Source organism: Enterobacter sp. BNK-29, from assembly GCF_048684785.1.
GTDB classification, from domain to species: Bacteria; Pseudomonadota; Gammaproteobacteria; order Enterobacterales; family Enterobacteriaceae; genus Enterobacter; species Enterobacter cloacae_M.
This window is the reverse complement of the sequence record NZ_JBLQTU010000001.1, coordinates 1,247,746-1,264,289: the sequence shown is the minus strand read 5'-3', so window position 1 is coordinate 1,264,289 and position 16,544 is coordinate 1,247,746. Positions and strand designations below refer to the sequence as shown.

Sequence of the window (16,544 nt, the reverse complement as noted above, 5' to 3'; positions counted from 1 at the left end):
CGCACAGGAGGGTGTCATGGTTATCTCGAGTCAAGAGTATTCGCGCCGCCGTCAGGCGCTGCTGGCAACAATGCAGCCGGGCAGCGCCGCGCTGATTTTTGCTGCGCCCGAAGTCACGCGCAGCGCCGACAGCGAATATCCCTATCGCCAGAGCAGCGATTTCTGGTACTTCACCGGCTTTAACGAGCCGGAAGCGGTGCTGGTGCTGATTAAGAGCAATGACACCCACAACCACAGCGTGATTTTCAACCGCGTGCGCGATCTGACGGCCGAAATCTGGTTTGGCCGCCGCTTAGGCCAGGAGGCTGCACCGGCGAAGCTGGGCGTTGACCGCGCGCTGGCGTTTAGCGAAATCAACCAGCAGCTCTATCAGCTGCTTAACGGCCTCGACGTGCTCTATCACGCGCAGGGCGAATATGCGTACGCCGATGAGATTGTTTTCACCGCGCTGGATAAGCTGCGCAAAGGCTCGCGGCAGAACCTGTCCGCACCCGCCACGCTGACGGACTGGCGTCCGGTGGTGCATGAGATGCGCCTGTTCAAGTCTGAAGAAGAGTTGAATTTGATGCGTCGTGCGGGCGAAATCAGCGCCCTGGCGCACACCCGCGCCATGGAAAAGTGCCGTCCCGGGATGTTCGAATACCAGCTGGAGGGCGAAATTCATCACGAATTTAACCGCCACGGCGCGCGTTATCCCTCCTACAACACCATTGTTGGCGGCGGAGAAAACGGCTGCATTCTGCACTACACCGAAAACGAAAGCGCGCTGCGCGACGGCGATCTGGTGCTGATTGACGCCGGTTGCGAATACCAGGGCTACGCTGGGGACATCACCCGTACTTTCCCGGTGAACGGTAAATTCTCTCCGGCACAGCGCGCCATTTACGACATTGTCCTGGAATCGCTTGAGACGGCGCTCAGGCTGTATCGTCCCGGTACCTCCATGCAGGAAGTGACCGGCGAAGTGGTGCGCATCATGATTACCGGCCTGGTCAGGCTCGGGATCCTGAAAGGAGAGGTCGACACCCTGATCGCTGAAAATGCGCATCGACCGTACTTCATGCACGGCCTAAGCCACTGGCTGGGGCTGGATGTGCATGACGTTGGCGCGTACGGCACCGATCGTTCGCGCGTGCTGGAGCCGGGCATGGTGTTAACCGTGGAGCCAGGCCTGTATATCGCGCCGGATGCCGACGTGCCTGAAGAGTACCGCGGGATTGGCATTCGCATCGAAGACGACATCGTGATCACCGAAACCGGTAACGAAAACCTGACCGCGAGCGTCGTGAAAAACGCTGACGATATTGAGGCGCTGATGGCAGCGGCACGCGCATGAGCGTGATTATTGTTGGCGGCGGCATGACCGGGGCCACGCTGGCGCTGGCCATTTCGCATTTGACGAAGGGGCAGCTTCCGGTGCACCTGGTGGAAGCCGTCGCGCCGCAGGCGAAAAATCATCCCGGTTTTGATTCGCGCGCGATTGCCCTGGCGCAGGGCACCTGCCAGCAGCTGTCCCGCATTGGCATCTGGCAGGCCATCGCCGATTGCGCGACGGCAATTAAAACCGTTCACGTAAGCGATCGCGGCCATGCTGGCTTTGTCATGCTGGACGCGCAGGATTACCGCATTGACGCGCTGGGTCAGGTTGTTGAGCTGCACGACGTCGGATTGCGTTTGTTCCGCCTGCTCCAGGATGCGCCGGGCGTCACGCTGCATTGTCCGGCGCGCGTGGCCGGCGTGAGCCGCAGTGAGGAGTCGGTCAGCGTAACGCTGGAAAACAGCACCGTGCTTGAAGGCCAGCTTCTGGTCGCCGCGGATGGCTCGCGCTCATCGCTCGGCGCCCAGTGTGGCGTGGAGTGGCGTCAGCAGCCTTACGGGCAGGTTGCGGTCATTGCCAACGTCTCTACCGCAGCTGAACACCGCGGCAGGGCGTTTGAACGCTTTACGCAGCATGGCCCGCTGGCGATGCTGCCGATGTCGGACGGGCGCTGTTCGCTGGTCTGGTGTCATCCGCAGGATAAGGCTGAAGAGGTTAAAGCCTGGTCCGACGAACGTTTTTGTACCGAGCTGCAAAAAGCCTTTGGCTGGCGGCTGGGGCGTATTACCCATGCGGGGAAACGTGCGGTCTACCCGCTTTCGCTGACGACAGCCTCTCAGTCCATCTCCCATCGTCTGGCGCTTGTCGGTAATGCCGCGCAGACGCTGCACCCCATCGCTGGGCAGGGGTTCAACCTTGGCCTGCGTGATGTCATGAGCCTGGCGGAAACCCTTGCTCAGGCATGGGGTGAGCAAAAAGATTGCGGCGCTTATTCGGTGCTAAGCCATTACCAGAAGCGACGTCAGGCCGATAAAGAGGCGACAATCGGCGTTACCGACGGCTTAGTCCATCTCTTTGCCAATCGTTGGGCGCCGCTGGTTGCAGGTCGCAACCTCGGGCTGATGGCGATGGAATTATTCATTCCGGCACGTGACGTGCTGGCGCAGCGGACTCTTGGTTGGGTCGCGCGTTAAGGAGTTATCACCGTGCAAAATGTTGATGTCGCCATTGTTGGCGGCGGTATGGTCGGACTGGCGCTGGCCTGCGGTTTACAGGGCAGCGGCCTGCGCGTGGCGGTGCTGGAGCAAAAGCAGCCTCAGCCCGTTGCGCCAGATGCCCCGCCGGAACTCCGCGTCTCGGCGATCAATGCCGCCAGCGAGAAACTGCTGACGCACCTTGGCGTCTGGGCAGATATTGTGGCGCAGCGCGCCAGCTGCTACCACGGCATGGAAGTGTGGGATAAAGACAGCTTTGGTCATATTGCTTTTGATGATGAAAGCATGGGCTACAGCCATCTGGGTCATATCATCGAAAACGCGGTGATCCACCACGCGCTGTGGCAGAAAGCACAGCAGTGCAGCGATGTGACCCTAATTACGCCTGCGCAGATCCAGCAGGTGGCATGGGGTGAAAACGAGGCGTTTATCACTCTGCAAAGCGGCGACATGCTGACTGCGCGCCTGGTGGTCGGTGCTGATGGTGCGAACTCCTGGCTGCGCAACAAGGCCGATATCCCGCTAACCTTCTGGGACTATCGTCATCATGCTCTGGTTGCAACGATCCGAACAGAGGAGCCGCACGGCGGCGTGGCGCGGCAGATTTTCCACAACGACGGCATTCTGGCGTTCCTGCCGCTTGCCGATCCGCACCTGTGCTCGATTGTCTGGTCCCTGGTGCCTGAAAAAGCCCAGCTGATGCAGGAGGCGGCGCCGGACGCCTTTAACCAGGCGCTGTGCATGGCGTTTGATAACCGCCTTGGCCTGTGTACGCTTGAAAGCGAGCGGCAGGTGTTCCCGTTAACCGGCCGCTACGCGCGTCAGTTTGCGGCGCACCGTCTGGCGCTGGTCGGTGATGCGGCGCATACCATTCATCCGCTGGCCGGGCAGGGCGTTAACCTCGGCTTTATGGACGCGGCTGAGCTGGTTGAGGAACTGCGTCGCCTGCATCGCGAAGGCAAAGATATCGGCCAGCATCTCTACCTGCGTCGCTACGAGCGCAGCCGCAAGCACAGTGCGGCGATGATGCTGGCGGGCATGCAGGGCTTCCGCGAGCTGTTTGCCGGGGCGAATCCGGCGAAAAAACTGCTGCGCGACATTGGCCTCAAGCTTGCTGACACCCTTCCGGGTGTTAAACCTCAACTCCTCCGTCAGGCGATGGGTCTTAACGACCTGCCGGACTGGCTACGTTAATTTAGACCCCCGTCACACTTTATTTTCCCGGCCTCTGCGCCGGGGAAATTCCCTCGTTTGAAATATTCTAATTTCACGTCATTTTTCGCATTAGAAAATCTAATCTTCGAGATTTTATGTTACGGAAATTCGGCCCGTTTTTCCGCACGAAATATCACCGTGTGCTAAATCCTGTTAGATCATTGTTAATTTTGTGCGGGGTTAATCGCATTTTTCCAGTGAATAACTCTGTAGGCTTTTTAGCGTTTTTTGGTCATAAGCTAATGTGATGACCCGTTTTACCTTATGGTTAACCGCCGGTTTCGGTGGTAAGTTCGGGTAAAAGAGAACGTTTGCGTCGGCGCCAGGTAACGGGGCCGACACCGGGTTTCACGGTGAATTTTTCAACGAGGACAAGATGGCTCAACAGACTCCTTTGTACGAACAACACGTGTTATGCGGCGCCCGCATGGTGGACTTCCATGGCTGGATGATGCCGCTGCACTACGGCTCGCAGATTGATGAGCACCACGCGGTGCGCACCGATGCCGGTATGTTCGACGTGTCCCACATGACGATTGTCGATCTGCGCGGTAGCCGCACCCGGGAGTTTTTGCGTTATCTGCTGGCAAATGACGTCGCCAAACTGAAGACGCCGGGTAAAGCGCTCTATACCGGCATGCTGAATGCCTCGGGCGGCGTGATTGATGACCTTATCGTCTACTACTTCACTGAAGATTTCTTCCGCCTCGTTGTCAACTCCGCCACCCGCGAAAAAGACCTCTCCTGGATCACCCAACACGCCGAACCTTATGCCATCGACATCACCGTCCGTGACGATCTGTCGCTGATCGCCGTGCAGGGGCCGAACGCGCAGACGAAAGCCGCGTCTCTGTTTAACGATGAGCAACGCAAAGCAACCGAAGGCATGAAGCCCTTCTTCGGCGTGCAGGCGGGCGATCTGTTTATCGCCACCACCGGCTACACCGGTGAAGCGGGCTACGAAATTGCGATGCCGAACGAGAAGGCCGCTGATTTCTGGCGTGCGCTGGTGGAAGCGGGCGTGAAGCCTGCGGGTCTGGGCGCGCGCGATACGCTGCGTCTGGAAGCGGGGATGAACCTCTACGGTCAGGAGATGGATGAAGGCGTCTCTCCGCTGGCCGCCAACATGGGCTGGACCATTGCATGGGAACCGGCTGACCGTGACTTTATTGGCCGTGAAGCGCTGGAGATGCAGCGCGAGAAGGGCACTGAACAGCTGGTGGGTCTGGTGATGACCGAGAAGGGCGTGCTGCGCGGTGAACTGCCGGTGCGCTTCACCGATGCCGACGGCAATCCTCGCGAAGGCGTGATCACCAGCGGTACCTTCTCCCCGACGCTGGGCTACAGTATTGCACTGGCACGCGTGCCGGCGGGCATTGGCGAAACGGCGGTGGTGCAAATCCGCAACCGCGAAATGCCGGTCAACGTGACCAAACCGATTTTTGTTCGCGCCGGCAAGCCGGTCGCCTAATCATTTTTATCAGGAGAACTTCAATGAGCAATGTGCCAGCAGAACTGAAATACAGCAAAGAACACGAGTGGCTGCGCAAAGAGGCGGACGGCACTTACACCGTAGGGATCACCGAGCACGCGCAAGAGCTGCTGGGCGACATGGTGTTTGTTGACCTGCCTGACGTGGGCACGACCGTTAGCGCGGGCGACGACTGCGCCGTGGCGGAGTCCGTAAAAGCGGCATCTGACATCTATGCTCCTGTGAGCGGCGAAATCGTTGCCGTCAACGACGCGCTGAGCGATTCGCCAGAGCTGGTGAACAGCGAGCCTTATGAAGGCGGCTGGATCTTCAAGATCAAAGCCAGCGACGAATCTCAGGTTGCCGCGCTGCTGGATGCGACCGCGTACGAAGCACTGTTAGAAGACGAGTAATCGTTTATCCCCCTCTCCTTTCGGGAGAGGGCAGGGGCGAGGGTGCCCATCTTCCCCTCACCCTAACCCTCTCCCAGAGGGAGAGGGAACTTAAATTCACTGCACGTTTCAGGAACCATCGCTCATGACACAGACTTTAAGCCAGCTTGAAAACCGTGGCGCCTTCATTGAACGTCACATTGGGCCGGATGCTCAGCAACAGCAGGAGATGCTGAAGACAGTTGGCGCGGATTCATTAAACGCACTGATCGGCCAGATTGTGCCAAAAGACATCCAGCTTGCCACGCCGCCTCAGGTGGGGGAAGCCACCACGGAATTCGCCGCGCTTGCGGAGCTGAAGGCTATCGCAGGCCTGAACAAGCGCTATAAGTCTTACATTGGCATGGGCTACACCAACGTGCAGTTGCCGCCGGTTATCCTGCGCAACATGCTGGAAAACCCGGGCTGGTACACCGCTTACACCCCGTATCAGCCAGAAGTGTCCCAGGGCCGTCTTGAAGCGCTGCTGAACTTCCAGCAGGTGACGCTGGATCTGACCGGTATGGATATCGCTTCCGCCTCGCTGCTGGATGAAGCGACCGCCGCCGCCGAAGCGATGGCGATGGCCAAACGCGTGAGCAAGCTGAAAAATGCCAACCGCTTCTTCGTGGCGGCGGACGTGCATCCTCAGACGCTGGACGTGGTGCGCACCCGTGCGGAAACCTTCGGCTTTGACGTGATCGTCGACGACGCCGACAAAGTGCTGGATCACCAGGACGTCTTTGGCGTGCTGCTGCAGCAGGTAGGCACCACCGGTGAAGTTCACGACTACGGCGCGCTGATTGCCGAGCTGAAATCCCGCAAAGTGGTTGTCAGCGTTGCCGCCGACTTTATGGCGCTGGTGCTGCTGACGGCGCCGGGTAAACAGGGCGCGGATATCGTATTCGGTTCTGCGCAACGCTTCGGCGTGCCGATGGGCTACGGCGGCCCGCACGCGGCGTTCTTCGGCGCGAAAGATGAATTCAAACGCTCTATGCCAGGCCGTATTATCGGCGTCTCAAAAGACGCTGCCGGTAACACCGCGCTGCGCATGGCGATGCAGACCCGCGAGCAGCACATCCGCCGCGAGAAAGCGAACTCCAACATCTGTACCTCACAGGTGCTGCTGGCAAACATCGCCAGCCTGTACGCCGTGTTCCACGGCCCGGCAGGCCTGAAGCGCATTGCAAGCCGAATTCACCGCCTGGCCGATATTCTGGCCTGCGGTCTGCAGCAGAAAGGCCTTAAGCTGCGCCACGCTCACTACTTCGACACCCTGTGTGTGGAAGTGGCGGACAAAGCGGCCGTGCTGGCGCGCGCGAATGCGGCAGAGATCAACCTGCGCAGCGACATTCACAACGCAGTCGGCATTACGCTGGATGAAAGCACCACCCGCGACGATATCCTGAACCTGTTCAGCGTGTTGCTGGGTGATGCGCACGGTCTGGATATTGACGCGCTCGACAAAGAGGTCGCGCTCGACAGCCGCTCCATTCAGGAAAGCATGCTGCGTAACGATGCGATCCTGACGCATCCGGTCTTTAACCGCTACCACAGCGAAACCGAGATGATGCGCTATATGCACTCTCTGGAGCGCAAGGATCTGGCGCTGAACCAGGCGATGATCCCGCTGGGCTCCTGCACCATGAAGCTGAACGCCGCGGCAGAGATGATCCCGATCACCTGGCCTGAATTCTCCGAGCTGCACCCGTTCTGCCCGCCAGAGCAGGCTGAAGGTTATCATATGATGATCAACCAGCTTTCCGACTGGCTGGTGAAGCTGACCGGTTATGACGCGCTCTGCATGCAGCCGAACTCCGGCGCGCAGGGCGAATACGCGGGCCTGCTGGCGATCCGTCACTATCACGAAAGCCGCAACGAAGGTCACCGCGATATCTGCCTGATCCCAAGCTCTGCCCACGGTACCAACCCGGCCTCTGCCCAGATGGCGGGCATGGAAGTGGTGGTGGTGGCGTGCGATAAGAACGGCAACATCGATCTGGTCGACCTGCGTGCTAAAGCCGAGCAGGCGGGCGACAAGCTCTCCTGCATCATGGTGACCTACCCGTCTACCCACGGCGTGTACGAAGAGACCATCCGTGAAGTGTGCGAAGTGGTACACCAGTTCGGCGGTCAGGTTTACCTCGACGGCGCGAACATGAACGCTCAGGTGGGCATTACCTCTCCGGGCTTTATCGGCGCGGACGTGTCGCACCTGAACCTGCACAAAACCTTCTGCATCCCTCACGGCGGTGGCGGCCCGGGCATGGGGCCTATCGGCGTGAAAGCGCACCTGGCGCCGTTTGTGCCGGGCCACAGCGTGGTGCAGATTGAAGGTATGCTGACCCGTCAGGGCGCGGTCTCTGCGGCACCGTTCGGTAGCGCCTCTATCCTGCCAATCAGCTGGATGTACATCCGCATGATGGGCGCGGAAGGGCTGAAGCAGGCGAGCCAGGTGGCGATCCTCAACGCCAACTATATTGCGACTCGCCTGAAGTCCGCCTTCCCGGTGCTCTATACCGGCCGCGACGGTCGCGTGGCGCACGAGTGTATCCTCGATATTCGTCCTCTGAAAGAAGCGACGGGCATCAGCGAGCTGGATATTGCCAAGCGTTTGATCGACTACGGCTTCCACGCGCCAACCATGTCGTTCCCGGTAGCGGGTACGCTGATGGTTGAGCCGACCGAGTCTGAAAGCAAGGCCGAGCTGGACCGCTTTATCGACGCGATGCTGGCCATCCGCATGGAGATCGACCGCGTGCAGGACGGCGAGTGGACGCTGGAAGATAACCCGCTGGTCAACGCTCCGCATACCCAGCATGAGATGGTCTCCGAGTGGAACCACGGTTATTCCCGCGAGCTGGCCGTCTTCCCGGCAGGCGTGGCAAACAAATACTGGCCGACCGTGAAGCGTCTCGATGACGTCTACGGCGACCGTAACCTGTTCTGCTCCTGCGTGCCGATGAGCGAATACCAGTAATATTATTGGTGTAGTCTTAAAGGCCGGGTAAGGCGAAGCCGCCACCCGGCTTTTTTATTGGGAGAAGCGAATGGCAATTGCACTGGTCACCGGCGCGAGCCGGGGCATTGGGAAAGCCACCGCGCTGCAGCTGGCGCGCGAAGGCTACACCGTGGCGGTGAACTATCATCACAACATTAAAGCCGCGACGGACGTGATCAACCAGATCGTTGAAGCGGGCGGTAAAGCCTTTGCCGTCCGCGCAGATATCAGTGATGAAGCCCAGGTGTTGGCGATGTTTGACAGCCTCGATCGTGAGGGCGAGCCGCTTCGTGCGCTGGTCAATAATGCGGGCATTCTGTTTGAGCAATCCACTATCGAGAACCTCTCCGCTGAGCGCATTAACCGCGTCCTGGCGACCAACGTCACGGGCTACTTTCTCTGCTGCCGGGAAGCGGTAAAACGCATGTCCTTCAGGCATGGCGGCAAGGGCGGGGCGATAGTGAACGTCTCTTCCGCCGCGTCGCGCCTGGGCGCGCCGGGTGAATATGTGGATTATGCCGCGTCCAAGGGGGCGGTGGATTCGCTGACAACCGGGCTATCGCTGGAGGTGGCGGCGCAGGGTATTCGCGTCAACTGCGTACGTCCGGGTCTGATTTATACGGATATTCATGCGTCCGGCGGAGAGCCGGGGAGGGTGGATCGCGTGAAATCCTTGCTGCCGATGCAGCGCGGCGGCCAACCGGAAGAGGTGGCGCAGGCGATTGTCTGGCTGCTGAGCGAGAAGGCGTCGTACGTAACGGGCAGTTTTATTGAGTTGGCGGGCGGGAAGTAAACCCCCTCACCCTAACCCTCTCCCAAAGGGAGAGGGGATCAAACGTAGGCCGGTGCAAGCGTAGCGCCGCCCGGCGTTAAAGTTTCTCGCCGTTGCTGGCAATCACTTCCTTATACCAGTTAAAGCTCTTCTTGCGGGAACGTGACATGTCGCCCGTGCCGTCGTCGTGCTTGTTCACGTAGATAAAGCCGTAGCGCTTGCTGTACTGGCCGGTGGTGAACGACACGCAGTCGATGCAGCCCCACGGCGTGTAGCCCATCAGATCCACGCCGTCGTGCGTCACGGCTTTGATCATCTCTTCCACGTGGGCACGCAGGTAGTCGATGCGATAGTCGTCGTTGATGCTGCCGTCTTCTTCCACCTTATCGTAGGCGCCGAACCCGTTTTCCACGATAAACAGCGGCTTCTGATAACGCTCGTACAGTTCGCACAGGGAATAGCGCAGGCCCACCGGATCGATCTGCCAGCCCCAGTCGGACGCCTTCACGTGCGGGTTCGGCACGCTGCCTTCGAAACCGGAAATCGCATCGCCGGTACCGCCTTCCGCTTTCACCGCGTTGGTCATGTAGTAGCTGAAACCTAAGTAGTCGCAGGTACCTTCACGCAGGATCTGCTCGTCGCCTGCCTCCATTTTGATGGAGAAGCCGCGGCGCTCCCACTCGTTCAGCACGTAGGATGGGTAGTAACCACGCAGTTGGACGTCGGTAAAGACATAGCGCTCGCGCATGGATTCCTGGGCGAACATCACGTCTTCCGGTTTGCAGGAGAACGGATAGAGCGCCACCATCGCCAGCATGCAGCCGACTTTCATCTCCGGATTGATGCGGCGCGCGGCTTTCACCGCCAGGGCACTGGCCACAAACTGGTGGTGCAGGACCTGGTACATGGTCTCTTCCGGATTGTCATGTTCGGTATAGACCACGCCCGAGCAGCAGTACCCGAACAGCGGCGCGCGCCAGTTGCGCTGGTTATTGATTTCGTTGAAGGTCATCCAGTATTTGACCTTGTTTTTGTAGCGCTCAAAAACCACTTCCGCGAAGCGCACAAAGAAATCGACCACTTTACGGTTGGTCCAGCTACCGTACTCCTGCACCAGGTGCAGCGGCATTTCGAAGTGGGAGAGGGTGATCACCGGTTCGATGTTGTATTTCAGCAGCTCGTCGAACATATCGTCGTAGAACTTCAGCCCCTCTTCGTTTGGCTGCGTTTCGTCACCTTTCGGGAAGATGCGCGTCCAGGCGATAGAGGTGCGGAAGCACTTGAAACCCATCTCGGCAAACAGCTTGATGTCTTCTTTATAGTGGCCGTGGAAGTCGATGGCCTCGTGGTTTGGATAGTATTTACCCGGCACTACTTCCTGGGTGATTTCGCGCGGGACGCCGTGCGCGCCGCCGGTCAATACGTCACAAATGCTTGGCCCTTTGCCTCCTTTGTTCCAGCCGCCTTCAACCTGGTGAGCGGCAACCGCGCCGCCCCATAAAAAATCTTTTGGTAAGGTTAATTTTTTCATCGCTGCTCTTCTCAATAAATGGCTTATTGGCATCGAGTCTAGCAAAGCGAAATTGAATGTCACGATATAACAATTCACAGTAAATGTGATTTGTTACATCAAAAAAACAGGGTGTTTTATTCTGTGAGTTTCTTCGCCAGTTTACGTCCGAGAGATTCCAGAATATAAATGACGGGAATTTGCGTGGTAATGTCGTAGACGCCTGCAATACGCGTCTGAGGAACGTGCCAGGAGAGATTAAAGTCCGCCAGTTTTGCGAGACGCGAGTGCTCGTGGCTGGTTATCGAGAGCACCTTGCAGTGATGCAGGCTGAACTGGCTGGCGAAGCGCAGGATCTCCTCGGTCTCGCCCGAGACGGAAAGCACAATCGCCAGCGCATTTTTCGCCATATCATTGGTGACCGGGAAATAAGGGTCATCAATATGATTACTGAATTTCCCGATATTAGAAAAGAAGCGTGCGCCATATTTTGCCAGCGAACCCGATGTTCCGGCACCGACAAATATAATTCGCTCTGACGATAAAATAATATCAACCGCCTTATCTAATAACGCATCGAACTCTTCATTATTCACGCTTTTAAAAAAGCTGATAATTTCGCTGGCACCGAAATTTGCCTGCTGGGGCTCGTTCTGTTCAAGATAAAGCTTAAAGCGCACCCGAAATTCAGAATACCCTTCGCAGTTAAGCTTGCGGCAAAAGCGCAGGATAGTGGTGGTTGAGACGTCTGCCGCATCCGCCAGCTCGCGGATGGTCATGTACATCACTTTGTCACGATTTTTTATGACATAGTTGTAGACCATCATCTCCAGGTTATTGAGACTGGCAATGGCGGAATGGGAGAACATGCTCACAATGGCTACACTCACTCATCAGACTTTTCTTCAGGGAATAATAACATGCAGCCAAACGACATCACTTTTTTTCAGCGCTTTCAGGACGACATTCTGGCCGGACGTAAAACCATCACTATCCGGGATAAAAGTGAATCCCATTTCAAAACCGGCGATATCCTGCGGGTGGGGCGTTATGAGGATGATGGTTATTTTTGCACCATCGAAGTAACAGGAACGTCAACCGTTACGTTCGATACATTGACGCAAAAACATGCTGAACAGGAGAACATGACCCTGGATGCATTGAAAAGCGTGATCGCAGAGATCTACCCCAGGCAGAACCAGTTTTATGTGATTGATTTTAAATGTTTATAATTAAAATCGAAACGCACGTTCGCTGAAATTAAAGTGTAACTGTCTGATTGTAATTTAGAAACGTTATGTTTAACTTTATTTTGGCTAACAGGTGTTCACTGGAATCATTCTCAGTTAGCATAGTTATGCGATGAATAATCATCTTTTGTTTTCCCGGAGTTTTGTATGGTGAGTAGACCATTAATCGCACAGGGATATTCGCTGGCTGAGGAAGTAGCCAACAGCATCAGCCACGGCATTGGCCTGGTGTTTGGGATTGTCGGTTTAGTGTTATTGCTGGTGCAGGCGGTGGACGCCAATGCCAGCGCGATGGCCATTACCAGCTACAGCCTGTATGGCGGGAGTATGATCCTGCTGTTCCTGGCGTCGACGCTGTATCACGCGATCCCGCATCAGCGGGCCAAGATGTGGCTCAAGAAATTTGACCACTGCGCTATCTATCTTCTGATTGCAGGCACTTACACACCGTTTTTGCTGGTGGGGCTCAACTCACCGCTGTCGCGTGGCCTGATGATTATTATCTGGAGCCTGGCACTGCTGGGGATCCTGTTTAAGCTGACCATAGCGCACCGGTTTAAGGTGCTGTCACTGGTCACCTATCTGACAATGGGCTGGCTGTCGCTGATTGTGGTGTATCAACTGGCGGTCAAACTGTCGGTAGGGGGCGTGACGCTTCTGGCCTTAGGCGGCGTGGTGTACTCGCTCGGGGTGATTTTCTACGTCTGCAAGCGCATCCCTTACAACCATGCCATCTGGCACGGCTTTGTGCTCGGCGGCAGCGTATGCCACTTTTTGGCGATCTATTTGTACGTGGGACAGGTGTAGTTTTTAAACCATGCGGGCGGTTGCCCTCACCCCGGCCCTCTCCCACAGGGAGAGGGAGGGCACTTGGATACAATTACTCTTCTAACGAATACGGCAGCGGCTCGATGCTCAGTGTGTTCGCATCGTCACGCACGCGGAACACGCTATCGGCTTCCATGTCGTTGTTCATGACGGCTTGAACCAAAAGACGTCCATCATCCAGCTGTACGGCGGCTAACACGGTGCCGGTGCGGCGCCAGTTATCACCCATCTTCAGCTCTAAGTCTTCACCCGCTTCAGGTACGCGGCTGGCATGGCCCGCCAGCGTCCACAGCGCTCGTTTGTTAGCTCCGCGGAATTTTGCACGCGCCACCATCTCCTGGCCGGTATAACAGCCCTTTTTAAAGCTGATACCCCCCAGCGCCTGCAGGTTCGTTGCCTGAGGAATAAACTGCGCGCTGTTTGCTGCGTCAATCACCGGCAGACCCGCTTCGATGTTCAGCGCCAGCCACTGCTGACTATTGTTGAGCTGCGCTTCGCCGCGCAGCGCTTCGGTTACGCGTTCGGCCGTTGCAGCATCCGTGACTAACAGGAAACGCTCCGCCGGGTGTTCAAACCACAGGATAGAGGTCGCGCCTTCGCTGACCACCTGCTTTTCTGCATCCGGCAGTTCGCTGAAGAGATTTTTCAGCGCCGCACGCGCCTGGAAACCGGCCACTCCCAGCAGGACATGTTCGTCGTCCGGGGCGATAGTGACTTTGGAGAAGACCGCGTACTTCTTCAGCTCTTTGAGCTGGGCCTCTTGCAGGCTGCGGCGCTCAATAAAAGCAAAGCCGTCCTGACGGCGGAAGAGGCGCAGGTTGCTCCACATTTTGCCTTTTGGGTCGCAATGCGCGGCCAGCAGGTGCTGGTGTTCGGTCAGCTGGCTGACGTCGGCGGTCACCTGGCCCTGCAGGTATTTTTCGGCGTCGGCACCGGCGAGCGTTGCCAGCGCCCAGTCATCAAGAGAAATAAGCGTCAGCGGCAGACGCGCAGAGGCGGCGGGCTGGCGAGGAGAAAATGGTGTAAATGCCATAACGATATCCTGAATTGCTTAACGCTTTGATAATGCCTAATGGTAAAAGAGCCTGCAGGCAATGCAAGTGCTTTCAACAGACCATTTGTGCCCTAAACCGGTTATGCGTAGCGCTACGCAAAATAATGTAATCCGCTGTCTTTGTAGGGATTATTCTGGAAGCCTGCTCGGCGATCGCAATATTCCAGTAATGAAACGGTCAAAAACACGTTACACTAGCTGGTGTCCCCGTAGAGAAATAAAGAACACTGAACGGGGTACCGACTGTGCCAAACGTAATGCAGGAAACTGAACATGGATATTAACAACAAGGCCCGTATTCACTGGGCGTGCCGTCGCGGCATGCGTGAACTTGATATTTCCATCATGCCTTTCTTCGAATATGAGTATGACAGCTTAAGCGATGATGATAAGCGTCTGTTTGTTCGCCTGCTTGAGTCTGACGATCCGGATTTATTCAACTGGCTGATGAATCACGGCAAACCCGCCGACACCGAGTTGCAACGGATGGTGCAATTAATTCAAACACGGAATCGGGAACGTGGTCCTGTGGCAATCTGATCTTCGCGTCTCGTGGCGCTCGCAGTGGATGTCTTTATTGCTCCACGGCCTGGTTGCGGCCTTTGTTTTACTGATGCCGTGGCCGCTGAGCTATACGCCGCTGTGGCTGCTGTTACTGTCGTTTGTCGTTTTTGACAGCGTACGCAGCCAGCGTCGCATTAATGCCCGTCAGGGAGAGATTAAATTACTGATGGATTCCCGCCTGCGCTGGCAGGGTAAAGAGTGGGATATTCTCGGTATGCCCTGGATGCTCAACTGCGGCATGATGTTACGGTTACGCAAGGTGGACGGCGGGCGTTGCCAGCATCTGTGGCTGGCGGCTGACAGTATGGATGCTGCCGAGTGGCGAGACCTGCGCCGGATGCTGTTGCAACAAACGACGCAGGGGTAATGCGCGTTAGCTAAACTTTTCAGCCATTTCGCCCAGAATCTGCTCGCACCAGCTTTGCAGGCGCTCATCGCTGAGATCGTACTGGTTCGTTTCATCCAGCGCGAGTCCAACAAACAGCTCGCCGTCGGCAATAATCGGTTTTTTACTGGTGAACTCGTAACCTTCGGTTGGCCAGTAGCCGATAAACGACACCCCTTTCGGCGCCAGCTTGTCATGCAGCATACCGAGCGCGTCCAGGAACCATTCCCCGTAGCCCAGCTGATCCCCCATGCCGTACATGGCAATGATTTTGCCGTCGAGATTGACTGAATCGAGTTGATCCCAGATGGCTTCCCAGTCTTCCTGTATCTCACCAAAATCCCAGGTTGGGATGCCAAGGATCAGGACATCGTACTGTTCCATCAGCGCGACCGCATCATCTTTCAGGTTATGCAACGTCACCAGTTCCGGGCCAATGATGTCGCGAATTTTCTCTGCCGCCATTTCGGTGTAGCAGGTGCTGGAACCATAGAACAGACCAATATTCATCGCGTAACTATCTCAATACTTGCTTTGACTTTGCGCGTAGTGTACCAGAAACCGGTCGCAATCAGGCATAATGGCCTGACTGCAAAATCAAAGGGGCTGATGTGGAAAAGGATCTCGCACTGATCGAACAGTTTCTCGACGCGCTGTGGCTGGAGAAAAATCTGGCCGAGAATACCCTTAGCGCCTACCGTCGCGATCTCACCATGCTGGTGGAGTGGCTTGCGCACCGGGGATTATCCCTTGCGAGCGCGCAGCGTGACGACCTGCAGGCGCTGCTGGGGGAACGTATCGCGGGGGGCTACAAAGCCACCAGCTCCGCGCGTTTGCTCAGCGCCATGCGCCGGCTGTTCCAGCATCTCTACCGTGAGAAGATTCGCGAAGACGATCCCAGCGCGCTGCTGGCATCCCCTAAGCTCCCGCAGCGGCTGCCGAAAGATCTCAGCGAAGCACAAGTTGAGAGATTATTACAGTCACCGGCTGTTGACCTGCCGCTGGAGTTACGCGATAAAGCCATGCTTGAGCTATTGTATGCTACCGGCTTGCGCGTTTCGGAACTGGTTGGCCTGACGATGAGCGACATCAGCCTGCGTCAGGGCGTGGTGCGCGTCATTGGTAAAGGAAACAAGGAACGGCTGGTTCCGCTGGGTGAAGAGGCGGTTTACTGGCTGGAAACGTACCTGGAGCACGGTCGTCCGTGGCTGCTCAATGGTACGTCTATCGACGTCCTGTTTCCGAGCCAGCGCGCTCAGCAGATGACGCGGCAAACGTTCTGGCATCGCATCAAGCATTACGCCACACTGGCGGGTATCGACAGTGAAAAGCTTTCGCCGCACGTATTGCGTCACGCCTTCGCGACGCATCTGTTAAACCACGGCGCTGATTTACGTGTGGTGCAGATGCTGCTGGGACACAGCGATCTTTCCACGACGCAAATTTACACCCATGTCGCGACGGAACGCCTGCGGCAGCTACACCAACAGCACCACCCTCGTGCGTGAGTGCCGACGAATTGTAACAGGAT

At 56.9% G+C, this 16,544-nt stretch carries 16 protein-coding genes; 12 read left to right on the top strand and 4 right to left on the bottom strand.

Annotated features, from left to right (window positions below):
• The first annotated feature begins 22 nt into the window (after window positions 1-22).
• From pepP to ACMGGX_RS05845, 7 genes are all read left to right on the top strand, one after another.
• Window positions 23-1,336 (top strand): Xaa-Pro aminopeptidase, encoded by a 1,314-nt coding sequence (gene pepP / locus ACMGGX_RS05875; protein WP_029739211.1) that lies wholly within the window; start codon window positions 23-25, stop codon window positions 1,334-1,336.
• The gene (gene ubiH, locus ACMGGX_RS05870) at window positions 1,333-2,511 is read left to right on the top strand and encodes a 2-octaprenyl-6-methoxyphenyl hydroxylase (RefSeq protein WP_420298160.1); all 1,179 of its coding nucleotides are present in this window, start codon (window positions 1,333-1,335) and stop codon (window positions 2,509-2,511) included. Before pepP ends, ubiH begins: the two co-directional genes overlap by 4 nt.
• Window positions 2,512-2,523: 12 nt before the next feature.
• Entirely contained in the window at window positions 2,524-3,726 is a 1,203-nt protein-coding gene (ubiI, locus tag ACMGGX_RS05865) for an FAD-dependent 2-octaprenylphenol hydroxylase (protein ID WP_420298159.1), read from the top strand.
• Between the two features lie 397 nt (window positions 3,727-4,123).
• Window positions 4,124-5,218 carry a glycine cleavage system aminomethyltransferase GcvT gene (gene gcvT, locus ACMGGX_RS05860; RefSeq protein WP_348561799.1) on the top strand — a complete coding sequence of 365 codons (1,095 nt, stop codon included), beginning with the start codon at window positions 4,124-4,126 and terminating at the stop codon, window positions 5,216-5,218.
• Window positions 5,219-5,241: 23 nt separating this feature from the next.
• On the top strand, window positions 5,242-5,631 hold the full coding sequence (gene gcvH, locus ACMGGX_RS05855; protein ID WP_008499718.1) for a glycine cleavage system protein GcvH: 390 nt from the start codon (window positions 5,242-5,244) through the stop codon (window positions 5,629-5,631).
• 124 nt (window positions 5,632-5,755) lie between these two features.
• Complete coding sequence (gene gcvP / locus ACMGGX_RS05850; RefSeq protein ID WP_368743592.1) at window positions 5,756-8,629, top strand: aminomethyl-transferring glycine dehydrogenase; 2,874 nt, start codon at window positions 5,756-5,758, stop codon at window positions 8,627-8,629.
• Window positions 8,630-8,699: 70 nt separating this feature from the next.
• Window positions 8,700-9,443: an SDR family oxidoreductase gene (locus ACMGGX_RS05845; protein ID WP_032660097.1), complete on the top strand. Its 744-nt coding sequence runs from the start codon at window positions 8,700-8,702 to the stop codon at window positions 9,441-9,443.
• Between the two features lie 76 nt (window positions 9,444-9,519).
• On the opposite strand, the gene bglA is transcribed toward ACMGGX_RS05845, so the two are convergent.
• Together bglA and ACMGGX_RS05835 are read right to left on the bottom strand one after the other, a co-directional pair.
• Window positions 9,520-10,953, bottom strand: a complete 1,434-nt coding sequence (gene bglA / locus ACMGGX_RS05840) for a 6-phospho-beta-glucosidase BglA (RefSeq protein ID WP_033146593.1) — start codon at window positions 10,951-10,953, stop codon at window positions 9,520-9,522.
• Window positions 10,954-11,069: 116 nt separating this feature from the next.
• On the bottom strand, window positions 11,070-11,801 hold the full coding sequence (locus tag ACMGGX_RS05835; RefSeq protein ID WP_032660101.1) for a MurR/RpiR family transcriptional regulator: 732 nt from the start codon (window positions 11,799-11,801) through the stop codon (window positions 11,070-11,072).
• 51 nt (window positions 11,802-11,852) lie between these two features.
• Here ACMGGX_RS05835 and yqfB point away from each other — a divergent pair, with 51 nt between their 5' ends.
• A complete protein-coding gene (yqfB, locus tag ACMGGX_RS05830; protein WP_033146592.1) occupies window positions 11,853-12,164 on the top strand; it encodes a N(4)-acetylcytidine aminohydrolase in 312 nt (103 codons plus the stop codon).
• 165 nt (window positions 12,165-12,329) lie between these two features.
• The gene (trhA, locus tag ACMGGX_RS05825; protein ID WP_126796286.1) at window positions 12,330-12,989 is read left to right on the top strand and encodes a PAQR family membrane homeostasis protein TrhA; all 660 of its coding nucleotides are present in this window, start codon (window positions 12,330-12,332) and stop codon (window positions 12,987-12,989) included.
• A gap of 73 nt (window positions 12,990-13,062) precedes the next feature.
• Here trhA and ygfZ read toward each other — a convergent pair whose 3' ends face one another.
• Window positions 13,063-14,043 carry a tRNA-modifying protein YgfZ gene (ygfZ, locus tag ACMGGX_RS05820; RefSeq protein ID WP_181593811.1) on the bottom strand — a complete coding sequence of 327 codons (981 nt, stop codon included), beginning with the start codon at window positions 14,041-14,043 and terminating at the stop codon, window positions 13,063-13,065.
• 294 nt (window positions 14,044-14,337) lie between these two features.
• Between ygfZ and sdhE the strand changes: the two genes are divergently transcribed.
• Together sdhE and ACMGGX_RS05810 are read left to right on the top strand one after the other, a co-directional pair.
• On the top strand, window positions 14,338-14,604 hold the full coding sequence (gene sdhE, locus ACMGGX_RS05815) for an FAD assembly factor SdhE (protein ID WP_010435322.1): 267 nt from the start codon (window positions 14,338-14,340) through the stop codon (window positions 14,602-14,604).
• Complete coding sequence (locus ACMGGX_RS05810) at window positions 14,585-14,995, top strand: protein YgfX (protein WP_021242050.1); 411 nt, start codon at window positions 14,585-14,587, stop codon at window positions 14,993-14,995. Before sdhE ends, ACMGGX_RS05810 begins: the two co-directional genes overlap by 20 nt.
• A gap of 6 nt (window positions 14,996-15,001) precedes the next feature.
• Here the strand turns inward: ACMGGX_RS05810 and fldB are convergent, their stop codons facing one another.
• Complete coding sequence (fldB, locus tag ACMGGX_RS05805; RefSeq protein ID WP_023309099.1) at window positions 15,002-15,523, bottom strand: flavodoxin FldB; 522 nt, start codon at window positions 15,521-15,523, stop codon at window positions 15,002-15,004.
• 101 nt (window positions 15,524-15,624) lie between these two features.
• On the opposite strand from fldB, the gene xerD reads away from it, so the two are divergent.
• Window positions 15,625-16,521, top strand: coding sequence for a site-specific tyrosine recombinase XerD (gene xerD, locus ACMGGX_RS05800; RefSeq protein ID WP_023309098.1), 897 nt, complete (start codon window positions 15,625-15,627; stop codon window positions 16,519-16,521).
• Window positions 16,522-16,544: the final 23 nt, after the last annotated feature.